This window comes from Sphingobium sp. B8D3B (assembly GCF_025961875.1).
In the GTDB taxonomy this organism is placed as follows: domain Bacteria; phylum Pseudomonadota; class Alphaproteobacteria; order Sphingomonadales; family Sphingomonadaceae; genus Sphingobium.
This window is the reverse complement of the sequence record NZ_JAOQON010000001.1, coordinates 346,798-363,517: the sequence shown is the minus strand read 5'-3', so window position 1 is coordinate 363,517 and position 16,720 is coordinate 346,798. Positions and strand designations below refer to the sequence as shown.

16 protein-coding genes, 1 tRNA gene and 1 pseudogene are annotated in these 16,720 nt (G+C 66.0%); 13 read left to right on the top strand and 5 right to left on the bottom strand.

Annotation, left to right across the window (positions count from 1 at the left end; translation table 11 throughout):
* Nucleotides 1-5 precede the first annotated feature (5 nt).
* From rpmF to M2343_RS01680, 3 genes are all read right to left on the bottom strand, one after another.
* On the bottom strand, nt 6-185 hold the full coding sequence (gene rpmF, locus M2343_RS01690; RefSeq protein WP_264570885.1) for a 50S ribosomal protein L32: 180 nt from the start codon (nt 183-185) through the stop codon (nt 6-8).
* A gap of 229 nt (nt 186-414) precedes the next feature.
* Nucleotides 415-1,092, bottom strand: coding sequence for an MBL fold metallo-hydrolase (locus M2343_RS01685; protein ID WP_319799380.1), 678 nt, complete (start codon nt 1,090-1,092; stop codon nt 415-417).
* 58 nt (nt 1,093-1,150) lie between these two features.
* A complete protein-coding gene (locus tag M2343_RS01680) occupies nt 1,151-1,852 on the bottom strand; it encodes an NAD-dependent deacylase (RefSeq protein WP_264575354.1) in 702 nt (233 codons plus the stop codon).
* A 41-nt stretch (nt 1,853-1,893) separates the two neighbouring features.
* Here M2343_RS01680 and dapB point away from each other — a divergent pair, with 41 nt between their 5' ends.
* The 8 genes from dapB to M2343_RS01640 all read left to right on the top strand — a co-directional run bounded on the left by dapB (nt 1,894) and on the right by M2343_RS01640 (nt 7,554).
* Nucleotides 1,894-2,661, top strand: coding sequence for a 4-hydroxy-tetrahydrodipicolinate reductase (gene dapB / locus M2343_RS01675; protein WP_264575353.1), 768 nt, complete (start codon nt 1,894-1,896; stop codon nt 2,659-2,661).
* Nucleotides 2,662-2,664: 3 nt separating this feature from the next.
* Nucleotides 2,665-3,321: an endonuclease III gene (nth, locus tag M2343_RS01670; protein ID WP_264575352.1), complete on the top strand. Its 657-nt coding sequence runs from the start codon at nt 2,665-2,667 to the stop codon at nt 3,319-3,321.
* Between the two features lie 104 nt (nt 3,322-3,425).
* Nucleotides 3,426-3,692: a spike base protein, RCAP_Rcc01079 family gene (locus M2343_RS01665; RefSeq protein ID WP_264575351.1), complete on the top strand. Its 267-nt coding sequence runs from the start codon at nt 3,426-3,428 to the stop codon at nt 3,690-3,692.
* 128 nt (nt 3,693-3,820) lie between these two features.
* Nucleotides 3,821-6,214, top strand: a complete 2,394-nt coding sequence (locus tag M2343_RS01660; RefSeq protein ID WP_264575350.1) for a sialate O-acetylesterase — start codon at nt 3,821-3,823, stop codon at nt 6,212-6,214.
* Nucleotides 6,211-6,474 carry a hypothetical protein gene (locus M2343_RS01655; RefSeq protein ID WP_181560218.1) on the top strand — a complete coding sequence of 88 codons (264 nt, stop codon included), beginning with the start codon at nt 6,211-6,213 and terminating at the stop codon, nt 6,472-6,474. Before M2343_RS01660 ends, M2343_RS01655 begins: the two co-directional genes overlap by 4 nt.
* Nucleotides 6,471-6,953, top strand: coding sequence for a lysozyme (locus tag M2343_RS01650; RefSeq protein WP_264575349.1), 483 nt, complete (start codon nt 6,471-6,473; stop codon nt 6,951-6,953). The genes M2343_RS01655 and M2343_RS01650 overlap by 4 nt, the downstream gene beginning before the upstream one ends.
* Nucleotides 6,950-7,414 carry a hypothetical protein gene (locus M2343_RS01645; protein WP_264575348.1) on the top strand — a complete coding sequence of 155 codons (465 nt, stop codon included), beginning with the start codon at nt 6,950-6,952 and terminating at the stop codon, nt 7,412-7,414. Before M2343_RS01650 ends, M2343_RS01645 begins: the two co-directional genes overlap by 4 nt.
* 65 nt (nt 7,415-7,479) lie before the next feature.
* Nucleotides 7,480-7,554 (top strand) — tRNA-Thr (locus M2343_RS01640).
* A 46-nt stretch (nt 7,555-7,600) separates the two neighbouring features.
* On the opposite strand, the gene M2343_RS01635 is transcribed toward M2343_RS01640, so the two are convergent.
* Nucleotides 7,601-7,933, bottom strand: a complete 333-nt coding sequence (locus M2343_RS01635) for a hypothetical protein (RefSeq protein ID WP_264575347.1) — start codon at nt 7,931-7,933, stop codon at nt 7,601-7,603.
* Nucleotides 7,934-8,400: 467 nt separating this feature from the next.
* On the opposite strand from M2343_RS01635, the gene M2343_RS01630 reads away from it, so the two are divergent.
* Nucleotides 8,401-11,016, top strand: coding sequence for a glycosyl hydrolase 115 family protein (locus M2343_RS01630; RefSeq protein WP_264575346.1), 2,616 nt, complete (start codon nt 8,401-8,403; stop codon nt 11,014-11,016).
* Nucleotides 11,017-11,075: 59 nt separating this feature from the next.
* Here the strand turns inward: M2343_RS01630 and M2343_RS16705 are convergent.
* A pseudogene (locus M2343_RS16705) lies at nt 11,076-11,171 on the bottom strand (PEPxxWA-CTERM sorting domain-containing protein); the annotation flags it as partial.
* Nucleotides 11,172-11,863: 692 nt separating this feature from the next.
* Between M2343_RS16705 and M2343_RS01620 the strand changes: the two are divergent.
* The 4 genes from M2343_RS01620 to M2343_RS01605 are packed head-to-tail and all read left to right on the top strand — an operon-like array spanning nt 11,864 to nt 16,578.
* Complete coding sequence (locus M2343_RS01620) at nt 11,864-13,306, top strand: efflux transporter outer membrane subunit (protein WP_264575344.1); 1,443 nt, start codon at nt 11,864-11,866, stop codon at nt 13,304-13,306.
* A gap of 14 nt (nt 13,307-13,320) precedes the next feature.
* On the top strand, nt 13,321-14,667 hold the full coding sequence (locus M2343_RS01615; RefSeq protein ID WP_264575343.1) for an efflux RND transporter periplasmic adaptor subunit: 1,347 nt from the start codon (nt 13,321-13,323) through the stop codon (nt 14,665-14,667).
* Entirely contained in the window at nt 14,657-15,370 is a 714-nt protein-coding gene (locus tag M2343_RS01610; protein WP_264575342.1) for an ABC transporter ATP-binding protein, read from the top strand. The genes M2343_RS01615 and M2343_RS01610 overlap by 11 nt, the downstream gene beginning before the upstream one ends.
* Nucleotides 15,370-16,578, top strand: coding sequence for an ABC transporter permease (locus M2343_RS01605; protein ID WP_181560226.1), 1,209 nt, complete (start codon nt 15,370-15,372; stop codon nt 16,576-16,578). The genes M2343_RS01610 and M2343_RS01605 overlap by 1 nt, the downstream gene beginning before the upstream one ends.
* Nucleotides 16,579-16,720 lie beyond the last annotated feature (142 nt).

Sequence of the window (16,720 nt, the reverse complement as noted above, 5' to 3'; positions counted from 1 at the left end):
GGGCCTCAGGCGCCGATCGCGATGATTTCGCGGCCGTTATAGTGCCCGCAAGCGGTGCACAGATTGTGGGGGCGCTTCAGCTCACCACAATTGGGGCATTCCTGATAGGATTCCACGCGCAGCGAGTCATGGCTGCGACGCATGCCGCGCTTGGACGGCGAAGTTTTTCTCTTTGGGACAGCCATGAGGGCACCTGTCTAAAAAACGCAAAACATCAATAACGGGTTCGCTTGCCTGGCCGCCTGCAAAGGCGTCTTGGCGGCCACAGAGGACCGCGGCCAACCGAGAGCCGGGCGTTCGCGAGAGTGAGCGCCTATAGCGCTTTTTCCTGATGGTGCAACCGATTCATTGGACAAACTGGGCGCTTGCGGGACCAGACCGGACATTGGGTGATAGGAAGGCCGCATCGCGCCATCAGTCGCGCACGCCCGTGACGCTGTCGCCCACAAAGGGGTTACTGGCCCGCTCATGCGCAAAGCTGCTGGGCTGGCCATGGCCCGGCACGAAGATCGTCTCACCACCCAGCGGCCAGAGCTTGCGCGTGATCGACGCGATCAGATCCTCATGATTGCCGAGCGGAAAATCAGTACGGCCGATAGAGCCTTGAAACAGGACATCGCCGACAATAGCGAGCTTGGACGGGCCGTGATGAAAGACGACGTGACCCGGCGTGTGGCCGGGGCAATGGATGACATCCAACACCAGCTCGCCGACGGTGACCGTATCCCCATCGACCAGCCAGCGTGTCGGCTCGAACGGCTCGCCGGGTACGCCCCAGCGCTTGCCATCATCATCCAGTCGCGCGATCCAGAAGCGATCATCCTCATGGGGCCCTTCGATAGGCAGGCCCAATTCCTTGGCGAGCACGCCGGCCTGCCCGCAATGATCGATATGACCGTGCGTCACGAGCAGCTTCTCCAGCGTCACGCCGGCATCCGCCACCGCCTTTTTGAGCCGCGCCAGATCCCCGCCGGGATCGACCAGCGCGCCACGCATGGTTTTGGTGCACCAGATGAGCGAGCAATTCTGCTGGAGCGGCGTCACCGGGATCATCGCGGCGCGCATCGGGGGATTTTTTGGATCGGCAGTCATGCGGTCTGATCTGGCAGTCGAATCCGCCCGGCGCAAGGGTAGCGCGGGGCAGCGGCGTTCAGGACGCCAGCATCTCCTCGACCCATGCCGGCACGAGCTGGCTCGCCGGGCCGAGGCGGGATTCATCGAACCAGGCGCTGCCTTCTGAAGGTTCGAGATTCAGCTCCAGCGTCCGCGCGCCATAGGCCTGCGCCATGCGGACGAACCCGGCGGCCGGATAGACAGCGCCCGACGTGCCGATCGACACGAACAGATCGGCACGGGCCAGCGCCGCTTCGATCCGCGCCATCTGATAAGGCATCTCTCCGAAAAACACGATGTCGGGCCGCAGGTCGGGCGCGCCGCAGGTGGGGCACGCCGCTGCAGGCGGGAGAGGACCGGTCCACGGCAGACGGTAATCGCAGGCGGCACACAGCGCGCTGTTCAACGCGCCATGCATATGGAGGAGGTTGCGCGAGCCGCCCCGCTCGTGGAGATCATCGACATTCTGCGTGACCAGCAGGAGCTCACCGGGCCAATGCGCCTCCAACCAGGCCAGCGCCTCATGCGCGGGATTGGGCTCAACGCGGTCCAATGCGGCGCGACGCATATCATAGAAGCGATGGACCAGCGCAGCATCGCGCGCCAGCGCTTGGGGCGTGCAGACATCCTCGATCCGATGCTGCGCCCACAGGCCATCTTCCGAGCGGAAGGTCTCCAGGCCGCTTTCTGCCGAAATCCCGGCGCCGGTGAGGATGACAAGTGCGTTCGAGTCTGGCATCGGCGCGATGAGACAGATTTGGGGCGAAGGACGCAAGCATCATGACGGCGATCGGCATCTTTGGCGCGCGGGGGCGCATGGGTCAGGCGATCGCGGGGGTTGCGGCGGATGCCGGGATTGCGGTGGCGGGCGGAACGGACAGTCAGCCGGGCGGGACCATCGGCGCAGAAGGCGCGGCGATCACCAGCGATGCGATGGGCCTTGCGGGCAGCGCCGAGGTGCTGATCGACTTCTCGGTGCCCGGCGCGCTGCAGGCGCATCTCGATGCCTGCGTCGCGGCGGGGAAGCCGCTGCTGATTGGCACGACCGGCCTCGAAGCAGCGCATCACGCCGCCATCGACCGCGCCTCGACGCACATCGCGGTGCTGCAGACGGGCAACACCTCGCTCGGGGTCAATCTGCTGGCCGCGCTCGTTCGGGAAGCGGCCGCGCGACTGGGCGACGATTGGGACATCGAAATTTTGGAGATGCATCACCGCCACAAGGTGGACGCTCCTTCCGGCACGGCGCTGCTGCTCGGCGAAGCGGCGGCGGCCGGGCGCGGGATCAGCCTCGCCGAGCATAGCGCGCGGGGGCGCGACGGGATCACCGGCGCGCGCAAGGCCGGCGACATCGGTTTTGCGGCGCTGCGCGGGGGATCGGTCGCGGGCGACCATCTTGTGGTGCTGGCCGCCGATCAAGAGCGGATCGAGCTGGGTCACCGGGCCGAGAGTCGCATCATCTTCGCCCGTGGTGCGGTGAAGGCCGCGCAATGGCTGATCGGCAAGGCGCCTGGGCGCTATGCCATGGCGGATGTGCTGGGGCTGTAGGTCTTGAGCCGCCAGCGCATTCTCAACCGCGACCAGATTTTCACGCTGTTCTCGCGACTGGCGGAACATAATCCCGAGCCGCGCACCGAGCTGGATTATGGCAATGATTTCCAGTTGCTGGTGGCCGTCGTCCTCTCCGCGCAGGCGACCGATGCAGGCGTCAACAAGGCGACACGGCGGCTGTTCGAAACGGTGAAAACGCCGGCGGACATGGTGGCGCTCGGCGAGGAGGCGCTCAAGGAACACATCAAGACCATCGGCCTGTTCAACACCAAGGCCAAGAATGTCATCGCGCTCTCGCAGGCCTTGGTGGAGACCTATGGCGGCGAAGTGCCGCGCGACCGGGACGTGCTGACCACCCTGCCGGGCGTGGGGCGCAAGACAGCCAATGTGGTGATGAACACGGCGTTCGATGAGGAGACCTTTGCGGTCGACACGCACATCTTCCGGGTCGGCAACCGGACGGGGCTGGCCCCTGGCAAGACGGTTCTTACCGTCGAGAACGGCTTGGAAAAGCGCGTCCCTCAGCCCTTCCGACGTGATGCCCACCATTGGCTGATCCTGCACGGCCGCTATGTCTGCAAAGCCCGTAAGCCCGAATGCTGGCGCTGCATCATCAGCGATGTATGCCTATTCAAAGAAAAGACGCCCGCACCCTGATTTCACCATATAGGTAAATTTCCCCTGTCCTACAGCACCGATTCGGTGGCTTATGGGCGCTGCGGCGATTCGGCCGCGGCACCTGCCACAGGAAAGACACGGACATGGCCGACCGCTTCGAAACCCAGACCGACACCCTCACCCAGCCGGCGCGCGAGGCCTTTGCCATTACGCCCCACGCCACCAATGAAATCGACCCTCTGCCCAAGGCCATCTATGTCGGGACAGGCGGTGCCATCACGCTGCGCGCGGCGGGCTCCAGCACGGACGTGGTGCTCAAGAATGTCGCGTCAGGGCAGATCCTCGACATCCGCGCTCGCTACATCCGCGCCAGCGGCACGACCGCGGCCGACATTGTGGGCCTTGCCTGATGGTCGGTCCCGGATTTGGTTTCGGCGCTGCAGGGTCTGCGCGCCGTCATCGGCCCCTTGGCGTCTCCCCGACGCCGACGCCTACACCAACCCCGACGCCCGCCCCCAGTTGGACGAGCAGACCCGCCATGACCGGCGCCGCCAGCCCTCCGCGCGTCGGCGATATGCTGACCGCTCTGGGCGGCATCATCGTGAACGGCGCGGCGACGGGATGGCAGTGGCTGCGCGATGGCGTACCCATCGCAGGCGCCACCGCCAACAGCTATGTGCTGGCCGCCGCCGATATGGGATCGATGATCAACCTGCGCGAGCTGGCCAGCGGGGCCGGCGGCAGTGGGTCGGCCGATGCGGACCCCGTCGGGCCGGTCGCTGCGGCGCTCATCGCGGCCAGTTACAGCGCAGGCTTCACGCTGGCGCAGTTCCCGAGCTACGAAGAGAAGCGGATATACCAGCGCACGACCAACAGCGGCGGTGGCCAGGGCAAGGGCACCGGCACGATCCGCGTGCCGCTGTCCGGCACCGTCACCGCCGGCACGGTCGGGGTGCGTATCCGCTCCGCCGAGGATGGAACAACGATCCTGCAGGGGCCGTGGACCGCCGGCACGATCGCAAACGGCGCCACCTATGTCGACGTTACCGGCGTGGATGCGCGGCTTGGCTGGTTCTTAGTCGATCTGAAGGGCGCGGATGGCGCCTGGCAGCTGGGCACCGTCAAGGTCGGCATGGGCATGCTGACCGGCTTTGCGGGTCAGTCGCTCACCGTGCGGATGCTGGGGCGACAGGCCACCGATTCGACGGCGACCTTCGCCTCGCTTGGGATCGCGCCGGATGCCAACAGCGCGGTGCTGGCGCGCTATGTGGATGGCAACACCTACAATCCCGCCGCCGCCACCATGCCATGGCAGACGCCGGCTGATATGAGCAATAGCACCGGCCCCAATTCCGTCGGCGTCGGTGAGTATCTCAACCGCATGATCGCGCTGACCGGCGTCAACTGTGGCGTTGTCGGCCATGCAGTCGGCGGCACCACCATCGCCAGCTTCTATAGCGGGCAGAGCAACTGGACGGCGCTCACCGAGGTGATGAACCGGGCCGGCAATGGCTTCGAGGCCTTTGTCTGGGGCCAGGGCCATACCGAGGCCCTCTATGGTATCCCGCCCAAGGCTTATGGCCAGGCCCTGAGCACCCTCTTCAGCCAGCTGACCGCGCTGAACAGCCTGCCGTCATTCGCCCGCCTCGTCTGGACCATCCCCTCCATGGGGCTGCTGCGGAGCTGGGGCACGCCGTGGCAGGTGAGCCGCATCCGCAAGGGCGCGCAGGATTGGTGCGCGGCCAATGACGGCACCTATGTCCATATGGACGATGCGCTGATGAGCGGCGACGGCATCCACCAGACGCAGGCCGGATCGCTGACCATGGCCCGGCATCTCTATCGCGCCCTGCGCAGTTCTTATGGCGCGAGCGCGGGCCTTGGCCCCGCGCCCCTCTCCGCCACCCGATCCGGCACCACGATCACGCTTACGCTGAGCAATGTCGGCCAGGGCGCGCTGGTGCTGAGCGGCACGCCGGGCAACCGCTTGTGGGTGTTCCCGCGCGGCCGGGTGAACCCGATGGCCAACAACGCGACCGATAACCGCTTCCCGGTGGCATCGGTCAGCGCAGTGAACGCCACGACGCTCGCAATCACGCTCGCCAACGATCCCGGCCCCGGGCATGAGCTCGACCTCTGGGTCTACTTCCCGAGCGGCCCGGCCAGTGCGGCGACCGACACGATCCGCGATGACCGGACCGATGGAGACGGCATCACCACCGGCCGCATCGTACAGGGCAGCACGCTCCCCATCGCCATCGCGGCGCCGACGCCGGGCGGCGCGATCAATGCCCCGCCGAGCGGCTTCATCCCGCCGATCAGCCCGCTCAGCATGGCCGAGACGAGCACGACCTACGCCGCCAGCACCGGTGGCGCGGCGTTCGGCCAGCAGATGACCGGCGGCACCGCGCGTGGCAGTTACAGCCCGGTCTTCGCGCCGATCACGGTCGAGGGCTTCTTCACCTGCCCGGACCCGCTCCCCGGCGCGATCCAGGTGCTGTTCGGCGGGTTCGGAAGCAACGGCTCCCGCTTTGTCGCCATCGATGGCGCCGGCAAGCTCCGCGTATGGAGCGGCCTCACCGGCACCACCGTGCTGGCGCCGGGCAAGCGCTACCATGTCGCCTGCCAAGCCGGGCCGGGAGGGCTGGCGCTCTATGTGACCAACGTCACCGATGGCCTTCCCGGCACCCGCGAGAGCTATGCCGCGTTCGGCGAGACGATCGTGCCGGCCACCTCGGGCTATTCGCTCCGCAACCACAACGGCGAATACGGGCTCACCGGCGGCGCGCTGGATGAATGGGCGGTGTTCAACAGCGAGCGCTACAGCGGCGCGACCTACACCTGTCCGAGCGGCCCGCTCACCGGCGATGAACCGGACATCGTGGCGCTCTACCGCTGCGACGGCGACGCAAAGGACGTGGTGACAAGATGACCAGCCCACAACTCGCGCGGAAGCTGGATCAACTGATCGGCAAGGTGGAAAGCCTTGCCGAAACGGTCGACCGGCAGGCGCAGGAAATCGGCCGAGCATCCGAGCGGCTTGCGCTGGTCGAACAGGACACCAAGCGGACCATGGAAGTGATCGAAGCCTGGCGCGCGGCGAAGCTTTGGCTGCGCTGGAGCCGATGGGTGGCGGGTTTCATCGCCTCGATGATCGCCGCGTTCGCGGCCTTCAAGGGCTTGAGCAAATGAACGCGCGGGACACGCTGCTGGGCGGCGCGGTCGGCAGCGCTTTCATCGGCCTCGCCATCATGATCGCGGCGCCGTTCATCGCGCGATGGGAAGGGACACGGACCGACCCTTATCGTGACATGGCGGGCATTTGGACGGTCTGCACCGGCGAGACCCGCGTGCCGATGCGGCGTTACACGCCCGCCGAATGCGCGGCGATGCTGGACCGAACGCTGGCCGCCGACTGGGCGCCCGCGGTGCTGCGCGCCGTGCCAGCGCTCAAGGATCGGCCCTATCAGTTCGCGGCGGCTATTTCGCTTACCTACAATATTGGTGAAGCGGCCTTTGCGCGCTCGACAGTCGCGCGGCGGTTCAATGCGGGCGATTGGCCGGGCGGCTGCGATGCGTTCCGGCTCTGGGTGATGGTCGATGGACGGCGCGTACAGGGGCTGGTCAACCGGCGCGAGGCAGAGCGCCGGCTCTGCCTGACCAACCTGTGACGCTGCAAGGATGGCCCGCCGCCACCTGCGCGCTCGCCCTCGCTCTTATTCTCGCGCTGGCATGGGGGATGCGGGTGGACCATCTGCGCGAACGCCATGCCGCCGCACTCGCAAAGGTTCGTCACGATTATCGCGCCGCTCAGGCCAAGGCGCAGGCGGATTTCGACGCGCAGGTCGCCGCGCTGCGCGTCCACAACAGGAGGCTCAACGATGTTGCCGAACAGAAGAGCGAGGCTCTTACCCTTGTTTATCGTGATCGCGTTGTGCGCCTGCCAGCCGCGCCCCCTGCCTGTGCTCCCGATCGCCCCGGCCTGCCCGCGCCCGGCGATGCCGGGCGTGTTGACCGATCCGGTCGCGATCCCATCCTTCTTGACCGCGCCGACGCGCTGATCTGCGCGGTCAATACTGCCCGTCTGGAGGCGGCGCGCGCCTGGGCGCGGGAGATGCAGACCGGGCCGTGACCTTGCGGCCGAGCCGCATTGCGGATTGACCCCCGCGCGGCGAAATCATAGGGAGTTGCGACCTTGCCGGATTAGCACAGTGGTAGTGCAGCGGTTTTGTAAACCGAAGGTCGCGGGTTCAAATCCTGCATCCGGCACCATTTCCTCACGGATGTGAGAGTGGTTGCAACCTCGCCCTATTTCGCCTCAAAGGACGCCGATGGATGTCCGGCGATCGTCGAGAGCATTCAGGTCGGCGCTCAGGTGCATCGCATCCGAGCGCTCATCGGGATGAAAACTGCGCGACAGTCCGGCAAAAACGCGCCGCTGTTGCACTTGATTGAGATGCGCGTCTGCAGTTGTGTTGGGGACCTCGGGCGCTGTCTCGCCAGCCCACTTATAGCCGGCAATTCCGTCCATCAATCGAACGACTGAGTCCCTCAGCGAACCCGACGCCTGGAGCGCATCGCCCACAGGGTTGGCATAGGAGACGGGGCTCATGGAACGGCGACGCCAACCAACAATCACATCTTTGATCACGTAAAGTCCCCCGTCGACGCCCCGAAGCATTTACAGGCCGGTGCAACCTTCTGCTGCCTTGAGCGTTTACACCCTTTTTTGGGCGGAGCAATTGCCATCCGCGTGGGAAAAATCGCGCGCCGAGCGGCGCTGCGGGCACTCGATTTGAGGCAAAAAATGGATCGTTTGGCGCCGCGATGGAGAGTTCCCTGCGCCAACGGCGTTGAGCGCGGAAGTCCAAACCCCGCCAGAATGGCAGAAATTCTGGGATATGGCACGCTCCGACCGCGCTAGCGTTAGCGCGTCATGCCCAATTGATGACCGCAGAAGCACTGCCACCGGCATGCCTCTGCTCGACCGAAAACCGTATTAAAACGGAACGATGCATTTGACAGCGGGCTCAACTATTTGCACTTTATTTGTCGGAGTAAAACGCGCGATGATGCGCTGAGGCGCCGCAGACAGGCGAAGAGTGAAGGGAGCGGATCATGCGCGAGCACGCGGCCAGCGGAGTCACGCGGCGACGGCTGATGGGAGGCGCGGCTGCCGGGACGCTCGCTTTGCTAGGCTCTCCACTCGCCGCGCGCGCCCGGACGCTGGGATTGGGGGCGCAAGCGCCCTTCCCGCTGATCCGCAGCGGCGTGCCGGCTGGGGTGATAATCGATAGCGAGGCCGACAGTGCGGTGGGCCATGTCGCCACGCGATTCGCGGAAGATATTGGGCGGGTGTGCGGCACGGCTGCGCGCGTGTCGAAAGGCTATGGGAGAGCGCCTTCCAGCGTGGCTGTCATCATCGGCGTGCTGGGCCAAAGCCGATTGATCGACGGTCTGATCGCTGCCGGAAAGATCGACGTGGGCGATCTCGCGGGGGCTTGGGAAGCCTTTCGGCGAATCGTCGTGGATCATCCGGCCAAGGGGATCGAGCGCGCGCTGGTGATCGTGGGATCAGATCGGCGCGGCGCCGTGTTCGGCACCTATGATGTCTCCGAGCAGCTCGGCGTCTCGCCATGGCATTGGTTTGCCGATGTGCCGGTCGCACGGCGGCGGGATGTGTCGATCTCCGCCACGCCGGTGCGGGATCAGCCCAAGGTGCGCTATCGTGGGTTCTTCATCAACGACGAGGCGCCCTGCCTGAGCAGTTGGGCGGAAAAGACGTTCGGCGGCTTCAACACCGCGATGTACGCCCATGTCTTCGAGCTTCTGCTGCGCCTCAAGGGCAATTATCTTTGGCCGGCGATGTGGGCACCGCGCGCTTTCGCCGCCGACGACCCGCAGAACATGACCCTTGCCGATGAAATGGGCGTGGTGATGGGCAATTCCCACCACGAGCCTATGCTCCGGGCGCAGGACGAGTGGCACCGCAATCCTGAAGGCGGCGTGACCGGCGGACGCTGGGATTACACGACCAACGCCGACAATCTGCGCGAATTCTGGCGCGGCGGGATCGCCCGCATGATGTCGAAAGGGAATGGCGGGCGCTATGAGTCTGTCGTCACCATCGGAATGCGAGGCGATGGCGACGAAGCCATGGCGGAAGGCACCGCGATCCCGCTGCTCGAACAGATCGTGACGGACCAGCGCGGCATCATCGCGCAGGCGACCGGGCAGAGCGCGGACAAGACCCCGCAGGTCTGGGCGCTCTACAAGGAAGTGCAGGATTATTACGATCACGGCATGCAGGTGCCCGACGATGTCATCCTGCTCTTCGCGGACGACAATTGGGGCCAGATCCGCCGCCTGCCCGATCCGACCGCGAAACCCCGCAGCGGCGGCTATGGCGTCTATTATCACTTCGATTATGTGGGTGTGCCGCGCAACTATAAGTGGCTGAACACCAACCAGATCGAGAAGGTCTGGCAGCAGATGGACCTCGCCTATCAGCGCGATGCCCGGGCGATGTGGATCGTCAATGTAGGTGACATCAAGCCCATGGAATATCCGCTAAGCTTCTTCCTGGCGATGGCCTGGAACCCCGAGGCCATGACGCCGCAGGCGCTGGCCGCTTATCCGATGCGCTGGGCGGCGGCGACGTTCGGCCCCGAACAGGCCGAGGCGATCGGTGCGATGATGACGGCCTACAGCCAATATGCCGCGCGGCGAAAACCCGAACTGATCGATCAGGACAGCTTCCCGCTGGGCGACGTCACACCGCGAGCGCTGGACGGCGGCGTGTTCGGGGCGCTGGTCGCTGAGTGGGATGCGCTCGAACGCCGGATGCTCGCCACGCGGACGCGGCTACGCCCCGAGCAGCACGATGCTTATGATCAGCTCCTCGCTTACCCGATCAGCGCGATGGCCAATCTGTACCGGCTCTATTATGGCGCGTCGTGGAACAAGCGGCTGGCGCAGGACAACGACCCGCGCGCCAACCATTTCGCGGACATGGTGGAAACGAGCTACCAGCGCGATGCCGATCTGACCGCGCACTATCATAGGCTCAATGGCGGCAAGTGGGATGGCATGATGGCACAGGTGCACATCGGCTATGTCATCTGGCAGCAGCCGACCCAACAGAGCATGCCCAGCATATCGCGGGTCGGCGATGGCACGACGAAGGGCGCCCCCCTCTTCGTCACGCCCCGCCCTGCAGACCCCCGCGTCATCACGATCGCGGCGAACGACTTCTCCCGCGCGCGCCAGGCCAAGGGCCTGCGCTGGACGCCCATCGCTCATCTCGGCCAGGGCGGCAGTGCGATGGTGGCCCTTCCGCAAGGTCGTCCCGCGACCACGCCGGCCGACGGGGTCGCGCTCGATTATGAGGTGGACGTCCCCCAGGCCGGGACCGGCCAGATCACGGCCTATCTCGTCCCCACGCTGGACACGATGGGACAGGCCGGAGTCGCGCTCGGCGTGTCTCTGGACGATGGCCCGGTCACGGTCTTGCGGGCCGTGCTGGAGCCGACGGGCGGCGCACAGGACACGCCCGCCAAGCAGCGCTGGGCCCAGGCGGTCATCGACAATAGCGTACGCCTGACCGCCGACCTCGGCCCGGTTGAGGCCGGGCGGCACCGGATCGGCATCTGGCGGATGGACGACAATGTCGTGCTGGAAAGGCTGGTGCTGGCCATCGCTGGCGGAGAGGGCCGCATGCCTGCTCCGGCATGACCCATGAAAAAAGGGCCGGAAGTCCGGCCCTCTCTTCCTTTTGCGACGGACGGAACCGGTCAGCCGAAGCTGACCGACACCTTGCGTCGGCGCATGACGATGCCGACCAACGCTAGGCCGCCGAGCATCAGCGCCCAGGTCGCAGGCTCAGGAATGGGATTGGAGGCCGGCGGCGTCACGGGCGGATTATAGGCCGCCTCGCTCACCTGCACATAGCCGCCAAACCAGTCGCCCCAGCAATCGGGGCAGGTGTAGTTCGCCTTGAACTGGAGGGTTACCGACCCGGCATCGGCAAAGCCGGAGCCGATCAGCGCGTTGCTCCAGCCCGGCGTCAGATTGCTGGCGATGCTCGTGCCGTTGAGCAAAATGTCCGTGAACTGGAATTTCGGCGAACCGCTCAGAAACAGATCCACCTTGCTGTAGCTCGGCAGATTGAACGTGAATGTCTGGTCCACGGTCGAGAATTGGGAGACCTGGACACCCCAATAGTCGATGCCGGCCCACTGGCCTGCTGGGTTGTTGATCCCGTCGGTAATGGTCGAGGTCGCCAAAGCGGGGACCGACACCAAAGACAATGCGAGCGCCGCAGCGCCAAGCCTCACGTTCATCATGCTGTTCTCTCGAAGAAGATCGGGCTCCGTCCTGGTGCGTCGCTATCGACGATCCGGCCCTGTTGCAGCCATGATAATCGACGCGCATTCACCGAACAACTTCCTTAACCATCAATATCTTAAGGAATGAATAAGGCCGCTTCGCGCAGCGTTCCGTAGCGGCAATCCACCCGTTCGGTATAATTTGTGACAATTTGCGGCTGGACGAAAATTGCGCGCTCACCCATTCATCGGGCATGAACCGCGCATTCCTGCTGCTATCGGGCATCGTCCTGTTGCCATCCTGCACCATGGCTCCCGCTTATGAGCCGAAAAGCGCCTCGGCTCTGGGGGTGCCCGATCAATGGTCCGTGCCGGCAACGCCGGACCGGGCGGACCTGACCCGCTGGTGGCAGAGCTTCGATGATCCGGTGCTGGGCCAGTTGGTGGAGCAGGCCGCGCAATCCAACCTCGACCTCGCACAGGCGACGGCGCGGCTGCGGCAGGCGCGCGAGGCGCTGGTGGTCAGCCGCTCGAGCCTTCTCCCCTCGGCCAGTGGCTCGGCCGGTTACCGCCGGACCGAGCCGCTGCGGGGCGGCGACAGGGCAACGACGCTGCCGGATGGCTCGGTCGTGACCGTCGGCGATGGGGGCACCGACAGCTTTTCGCTGGGGCTGGACGCCAGCTACCAGCTCGATCTCTTCGGCGGCGTGCGCAGCTCCGTGGCGGCCAGCCGGGCGCAATATGAAGGCGCGGGCTTCGATTATGCGACCGTGCTGCTCTCGGTGCAGAGCGAGGTCGCGCGCAATTATGTGCTGGCGCGCGCCTATCAGGCGCAGATCGAGAATGCCCGGTCGAGCCTCGCGATTCAGGACGATAATCTGGAGATCGCCGGCTTCCGCGTGCAAGCCGGGCTGGTTTCTTCGCTGGATGCCGAGCAGGCGCGGGCAAGCCGGGCACAGACTGCCGCCAGCGTGCCGCAGATCGAGCAGCAGTATAATGCCGCCGTCTCCCGCATCGGCGTGTTGACCGGGCAGGCACCCGGCGCGCTCAAGGAGATGCTGGCAGCGCCCAAGCCTATCCCCCACGGACCGGAGGAGATCGCCGCAGGCATCCCCGCCGACGTGCTGCGCCAGCGCCCCGACGTGCGCGCCGCAGAGCGCAACCTCGCCGCCACCACCGCACAGATCGGCGTCTCGCGCGCCCAGCTTTTCCCGGCGCTCAGTATCGGCGGCAGCCTCAGCGCGGGCGCCACCAGCATCGGCAGCGTGCTCGATACGATCACCGGCAGCCTGTTTGCGAGCCTCAGCCAGCTCATCTTCGATGGCGGCCGCACCAGCGCCCAGATCCGCTCCGCGCAGGCGGGTGCGGAAGGCGCCTTCGCCAGCTATCGGTCGACCGTGCTGACCGCGCTGGAAGATGTCGAGAACGCGCTGGTTGCGCTGCGCACCGCCGGTGAGCGGGAACGACAGTTCGCCATCGCCTTCGATGCGGCCAACACCTCCGCTTTGCTCGCGCGGGACCAGTATCGCACCGGCCTAACTGACTTCACCACGCTCAACACGCAGGAAGCCTCGCTCATCTCGGCCCGCAACGGCCTGGTGCAAGCCCGCGCCGACAAGGCAACCGCCCTGATCGCTCTTTACACCGCACTGGGTGGCGGGTGGGATTCCACCGTCACGCCGACCGCGCCTCAATGACCGGAAGCACAAGCATGGCAGATCAGCAACTCGATGATTTCCTCGGCGTGAAGCCGCAGCCGGCCTGGCGTCGCCATTTCAAATGGGTCGCCATCGTCGCCGGCGCGCTGCTGCTCATCCTGCTCGCCTGGCGCTTCTTCGGCAGCGCGGAGGCGCCCGGCTATGTGACCGCGCCGGTGCAGCGCAGCCACCTCGTCACCACTGTCTCGGCGACCGGCAAGCTGGCGCCGACCAATCAGGTGACGGTCGGCTCGCAGCTCTCCGGACTGGTGGTGCGCGTGCTGGTGGACGTGAACGACCGTGTGACGCAGGGCCAGCCGCTGGCCGAGATCGACCCCGAGCAGATCGAGGATCAGATCCGTCAGGGCCGCGCCCAGCTCGCCGCAAATCAGGCGCAGGTGGCGCAGGCCAAGGCCACGCTCTCCGAATCGCAGGCGCAGCTTGCCCGGCTGGAGGAAGTCGCCCGACTTTCCGGCGGACGTGTCCCTTCCAAAACCGAGCTGCAGACCGGACGCGCCAATGTACAGCGCGCGCAGGCTGCGCTGCGCGTGGCCGAGGCCAATGTCGTCGCCAGCCAGGCCGCGCTTTCCCAGAACCAGACGCAGCGCGCCCGCGCGATCATCCGCTCGCCCGTGGCGGGCGTCGTGCTCGCCCGTCAGGTCGACCCCGGCCAGACGGTCGCGGCCTCGTTCAACACGCCGACCCTGTTCGTGATCGCCGAGGACCTCTCTAAGATGAAGCTGGAGGTGGCCATTGACGAAGCCGATGTCGGCACGGTCAAGGAAGGCCAGAAGGCGACGTTCATCGTGGATGCCTTCCCTGAGCGGACCTTCCCGGCCGTCATTACACGGGTCGACATCGGCTCCAATCTGTCGGCCAGCGCGGCCAGCGCATCCTCGACGTCGAGCACGTCCGCGAGCGGCACCACGGGTCAGGTCGTCTCCTATGCCGCCGACCTCAGCGTCGATAACGAAAAGCTCGACCTGCGCCCCGGCATGACCGCGACGGCGGATATCGTCACGTCCGACAAGAAGGATGTGCTGCTCGTGCCCAACGCGGCGCTGCGCTTCTCCCCGCAGGGGCAGGGCGGCAGTCAGGCCGGCGGCGGCCAATCCGGCATCACCGGCGCGCTCTCGATGGGGCCGCGCCGCAGAGGCGGCGGCAATGACCGCAGCGTCACCGTGGGTCGCGGCGCGCAGCAGCAGGTCTATGTGCTGGGCGACGACGGTAAGCCGAAAGCGGTGCAGATCACCACCGGCGACACCGACGGCTTCCATACCGAAGTGCTCTCCGGCGACCTCAAGCCCGGCATGAACGTGATCACCAGCCAGCTCAGCGGGGCCGCCAGCAGTGGCCGATAACGCCTTCATTTCCCTGCGCGGCATCACCAAGGTCTATGGCGAGGGCGCGACCGCGTTCCAGGCGCTCAAGGGCGTCGACCTCGACGTGGCGCAGGGCGATTTCGTCGCGGTCATGGGCCCGTCCGGCTCCGGCAAATCGACGGCGATGAACATTCTCGGCTGCCTCGATGTGCCGACCTCCGGCGCCTTCATGTTCAAGGGCGTGCATGTCGAGACGCTGGACCGGGATCAGCGGGCGCTGCTGCGCCGCAAATATCTCGGCTTCGTCTTCCAGGGCTTCAACCTGCTGGCGCGCACGACGGCGCTCGAAAATGTCGAGCTCCCCCTGCTCTACCGCGGCGATGCCAAGGATGCGCGGCGAGAGGCGGCGATGAGCGCGCTCGAGAAGGTCGGGCTGGATAAATGGTGGGACCATACGCCCGCCGAGCTCTCCGGTGGCCAGCAACAGCGCGTCGCCATCGCGCGCGCGATCGTCACCAATCCCGATGTGCTGCTCGCCGACGAACCCACCGGCAATCTCGACAGCGAGCGCTCGGTGGAGATCATGGAATTGCTGAGCGGCCTCAATCGCGATGCGGGCATCACCGTGCTCATGGTGACGCACGAGCCGGACATGGCCGAGTTCGCCCGCACCATCGTGCATTTCAAGGACGGGCTGGTCGATCGCATCGAACAGGGCGCCGGCAAAAAGGCGATGCACTGATGCTGGGCACCACCTTCCTCCTCGCGCTGCGCTCGATCCTGCGGCACAAGCTGCGCTCTTTCCTGACGACGTTGGGCATCATCATCGGCGTTGCGGCGGTCGTGACCATGGTGACGCTGGGCAAGGCAACGACAGCCGCCGTGCAGCAGCAGATCGCGGCGCTCGGCACCAACATCCTGCAGGTGCGGCCCGGCCAGGGCTTCGGCCGGGGTGGCGGCGGGCCGCGTCCGCCCGAGTTCGAACCCTCGGATGTGACGGCCATTCAGCAGCAGGTCGCCGGGGTCACGGCCGTCGCCCCGCAGGCGCAGGCCAGCGCGACGGCGATCTATGAGGGCGCCAACTGGTCGACGACGATCAACGGCACGACGATGGATTATTTCAAGGTGCAGCCCTGGCCACTGAGCGCCGGGCGCATGTTTACCCCCGCGGAGGAAACCGCCGGCAAGGCCGTGTGCATCATCGGCTCGACCGTGCAGCGCAACCTCTTCCGGGGCGACGATGCCATCGGCAAGCGCTTCCGCATCGGCGACGTCAGCTGCGACATCGTCGGCACGCTGAGCACGCGCGGACAGGCCGGCTTCGGCGGCGATCAGGACGATGTCGTCATCATGCCGATCAAGACCGTGCAGCGGCGCTTTACCGGGACGACGGATATCCGTCTGCTGATGGTGGGCGTCGATCAAGCCTATTCGACCCAGCAGGTGCAGGCCTCCCTCACCGACCTGCTGCGGGACCGGCGGAAGATCACCGGCGGCAAGGAAGATGACTTCAACATTTTCGACACCCGTCAGATTTCCGACACGCTGACCGGCACCACGACGCTGCTCACCCGCATCGTCGCGGCGGTGGCGGGCATCAGCCTTGTGGTCGGCGGCATCGGCATCATGAACATCATGCTCGTCTCCGTGACGGAACGGACCCGCGAAATCGGCATCCGCCTCGCCATCGGCGCGGTGCAGCGCGAGGTGCTGCTGCAGTTCCTCGTTGAGGCAGTCGTGCTCTCCTGCCTCGGCGGCGCGATCGGCCTGCTGTTGGCCCAGATCGCCATCGCGGTGGCGACGCCTTTGATGCAGGTGCCGTGGACGTTCGACGCGCAGATCAACGTCTTTGCCTTCTGCATTTCGGCGCTGATCGGGGTGGTATTCGGCTTCTTCCCCGCCCGGCGGGCGGCGGCCCTGAACCCCATCGACGCGCTTCGGCACGAATAGGGGGTCTAATCCTCCCCCGTTCGTGTCGAGCGTAGTCGAGACACGATAGATCAGCGCTGGCGTGTCTCGACTTCAGCTTGCAGCTGAAGTTTATCCTGACCGCCCGCCTGCGGGCAGTCGAAGGGCTCGACACGAACGGAGC

Bases quoted from the DNA above. Each gene is read 5' to 3' on its own strand.
- M2343_RS01660 (WP_264575350.1), top strand. From the start codon at position 3,821: ATGACCGGCGCCGCCAGCCCTCCGCGCGTCGGCGATATGCTGACCGCT.
- rpmF (WP_264570885.1), bottom strand. From the start codon at position 185: ATGGCTGTCCCAAAGAGAAAAACTTCGCCGTCCAAGCGCGGCATGCGT.
- M2343_RS01605 (WP_181560226.1), top strand. From the start codon at position 15,370: ATGCTGGGCACCACCTTCCTCCTCGCGCTGCGCTCGATCCTGCGGCAC.
- M2343_RS01665 (WP_264575351.1), top strand. From the start codon at position 3,426: ATGGCCGACCGCTTCGAAACCCAGACCGACACCCTCACCCAGCCGGCG.
- dapB (WP_264575353.1), top strand. From the start codon at position 1,894: ATGACGGCGATCGGCATCTTTGGCGCGCGGGGGCGCATGGGTCAGGCG.
- M2343_RS01650 (WP_264575349.1), top strand. From the start codon at position 6,471: ATGAACGCGCGGGACACGCTGCTGGGCGGCGCGGTCGGCAGCGCTTTC.
- M2343_RS01685 (WP_319799380.1), bottom strand. From the start codon at position 1,092: ATGACTGCCGATCCAAAAAATCCCCCGATGCGCGCCGCGATGATCCCG.
- M2343_RS01630 (WP_264575346.1), top strand. From the start codon at position 8,401: ATGCGCGAGCACGCGGCCAGCGGAGTCACGCGGCGACGGCTGATGGGA.
- M2343_RS01680 (WP_264575354.1), bottom strand. From the start codon at position 1,852: ATGCCAGACTCGAACGCACTTGTCATCCTCACCGGCGCCGGGATTTCG.
- M2343_RS01615 (WP_264575343.1), top strand. From the start codon at position 13,321: ATGGCAGATCAGCAACTCGATGATTTCCTCGGCGTGAAGCCGCAGCCG.
- M2343_RS01655 (WP_181560218.1), top strand. From the start codon at position 6,211: ATGACCAGCCCACAACTCGCGCGGAAGCTGGATCAACTGATCGGCAAG.
- M2343_RS01620 (WP_264575344.1), top strand. From the start codon at position 11,864: ATGAACCGCGCATTCCTGCTGCTATCGGGCATCGTCCTGTTGCCATCC.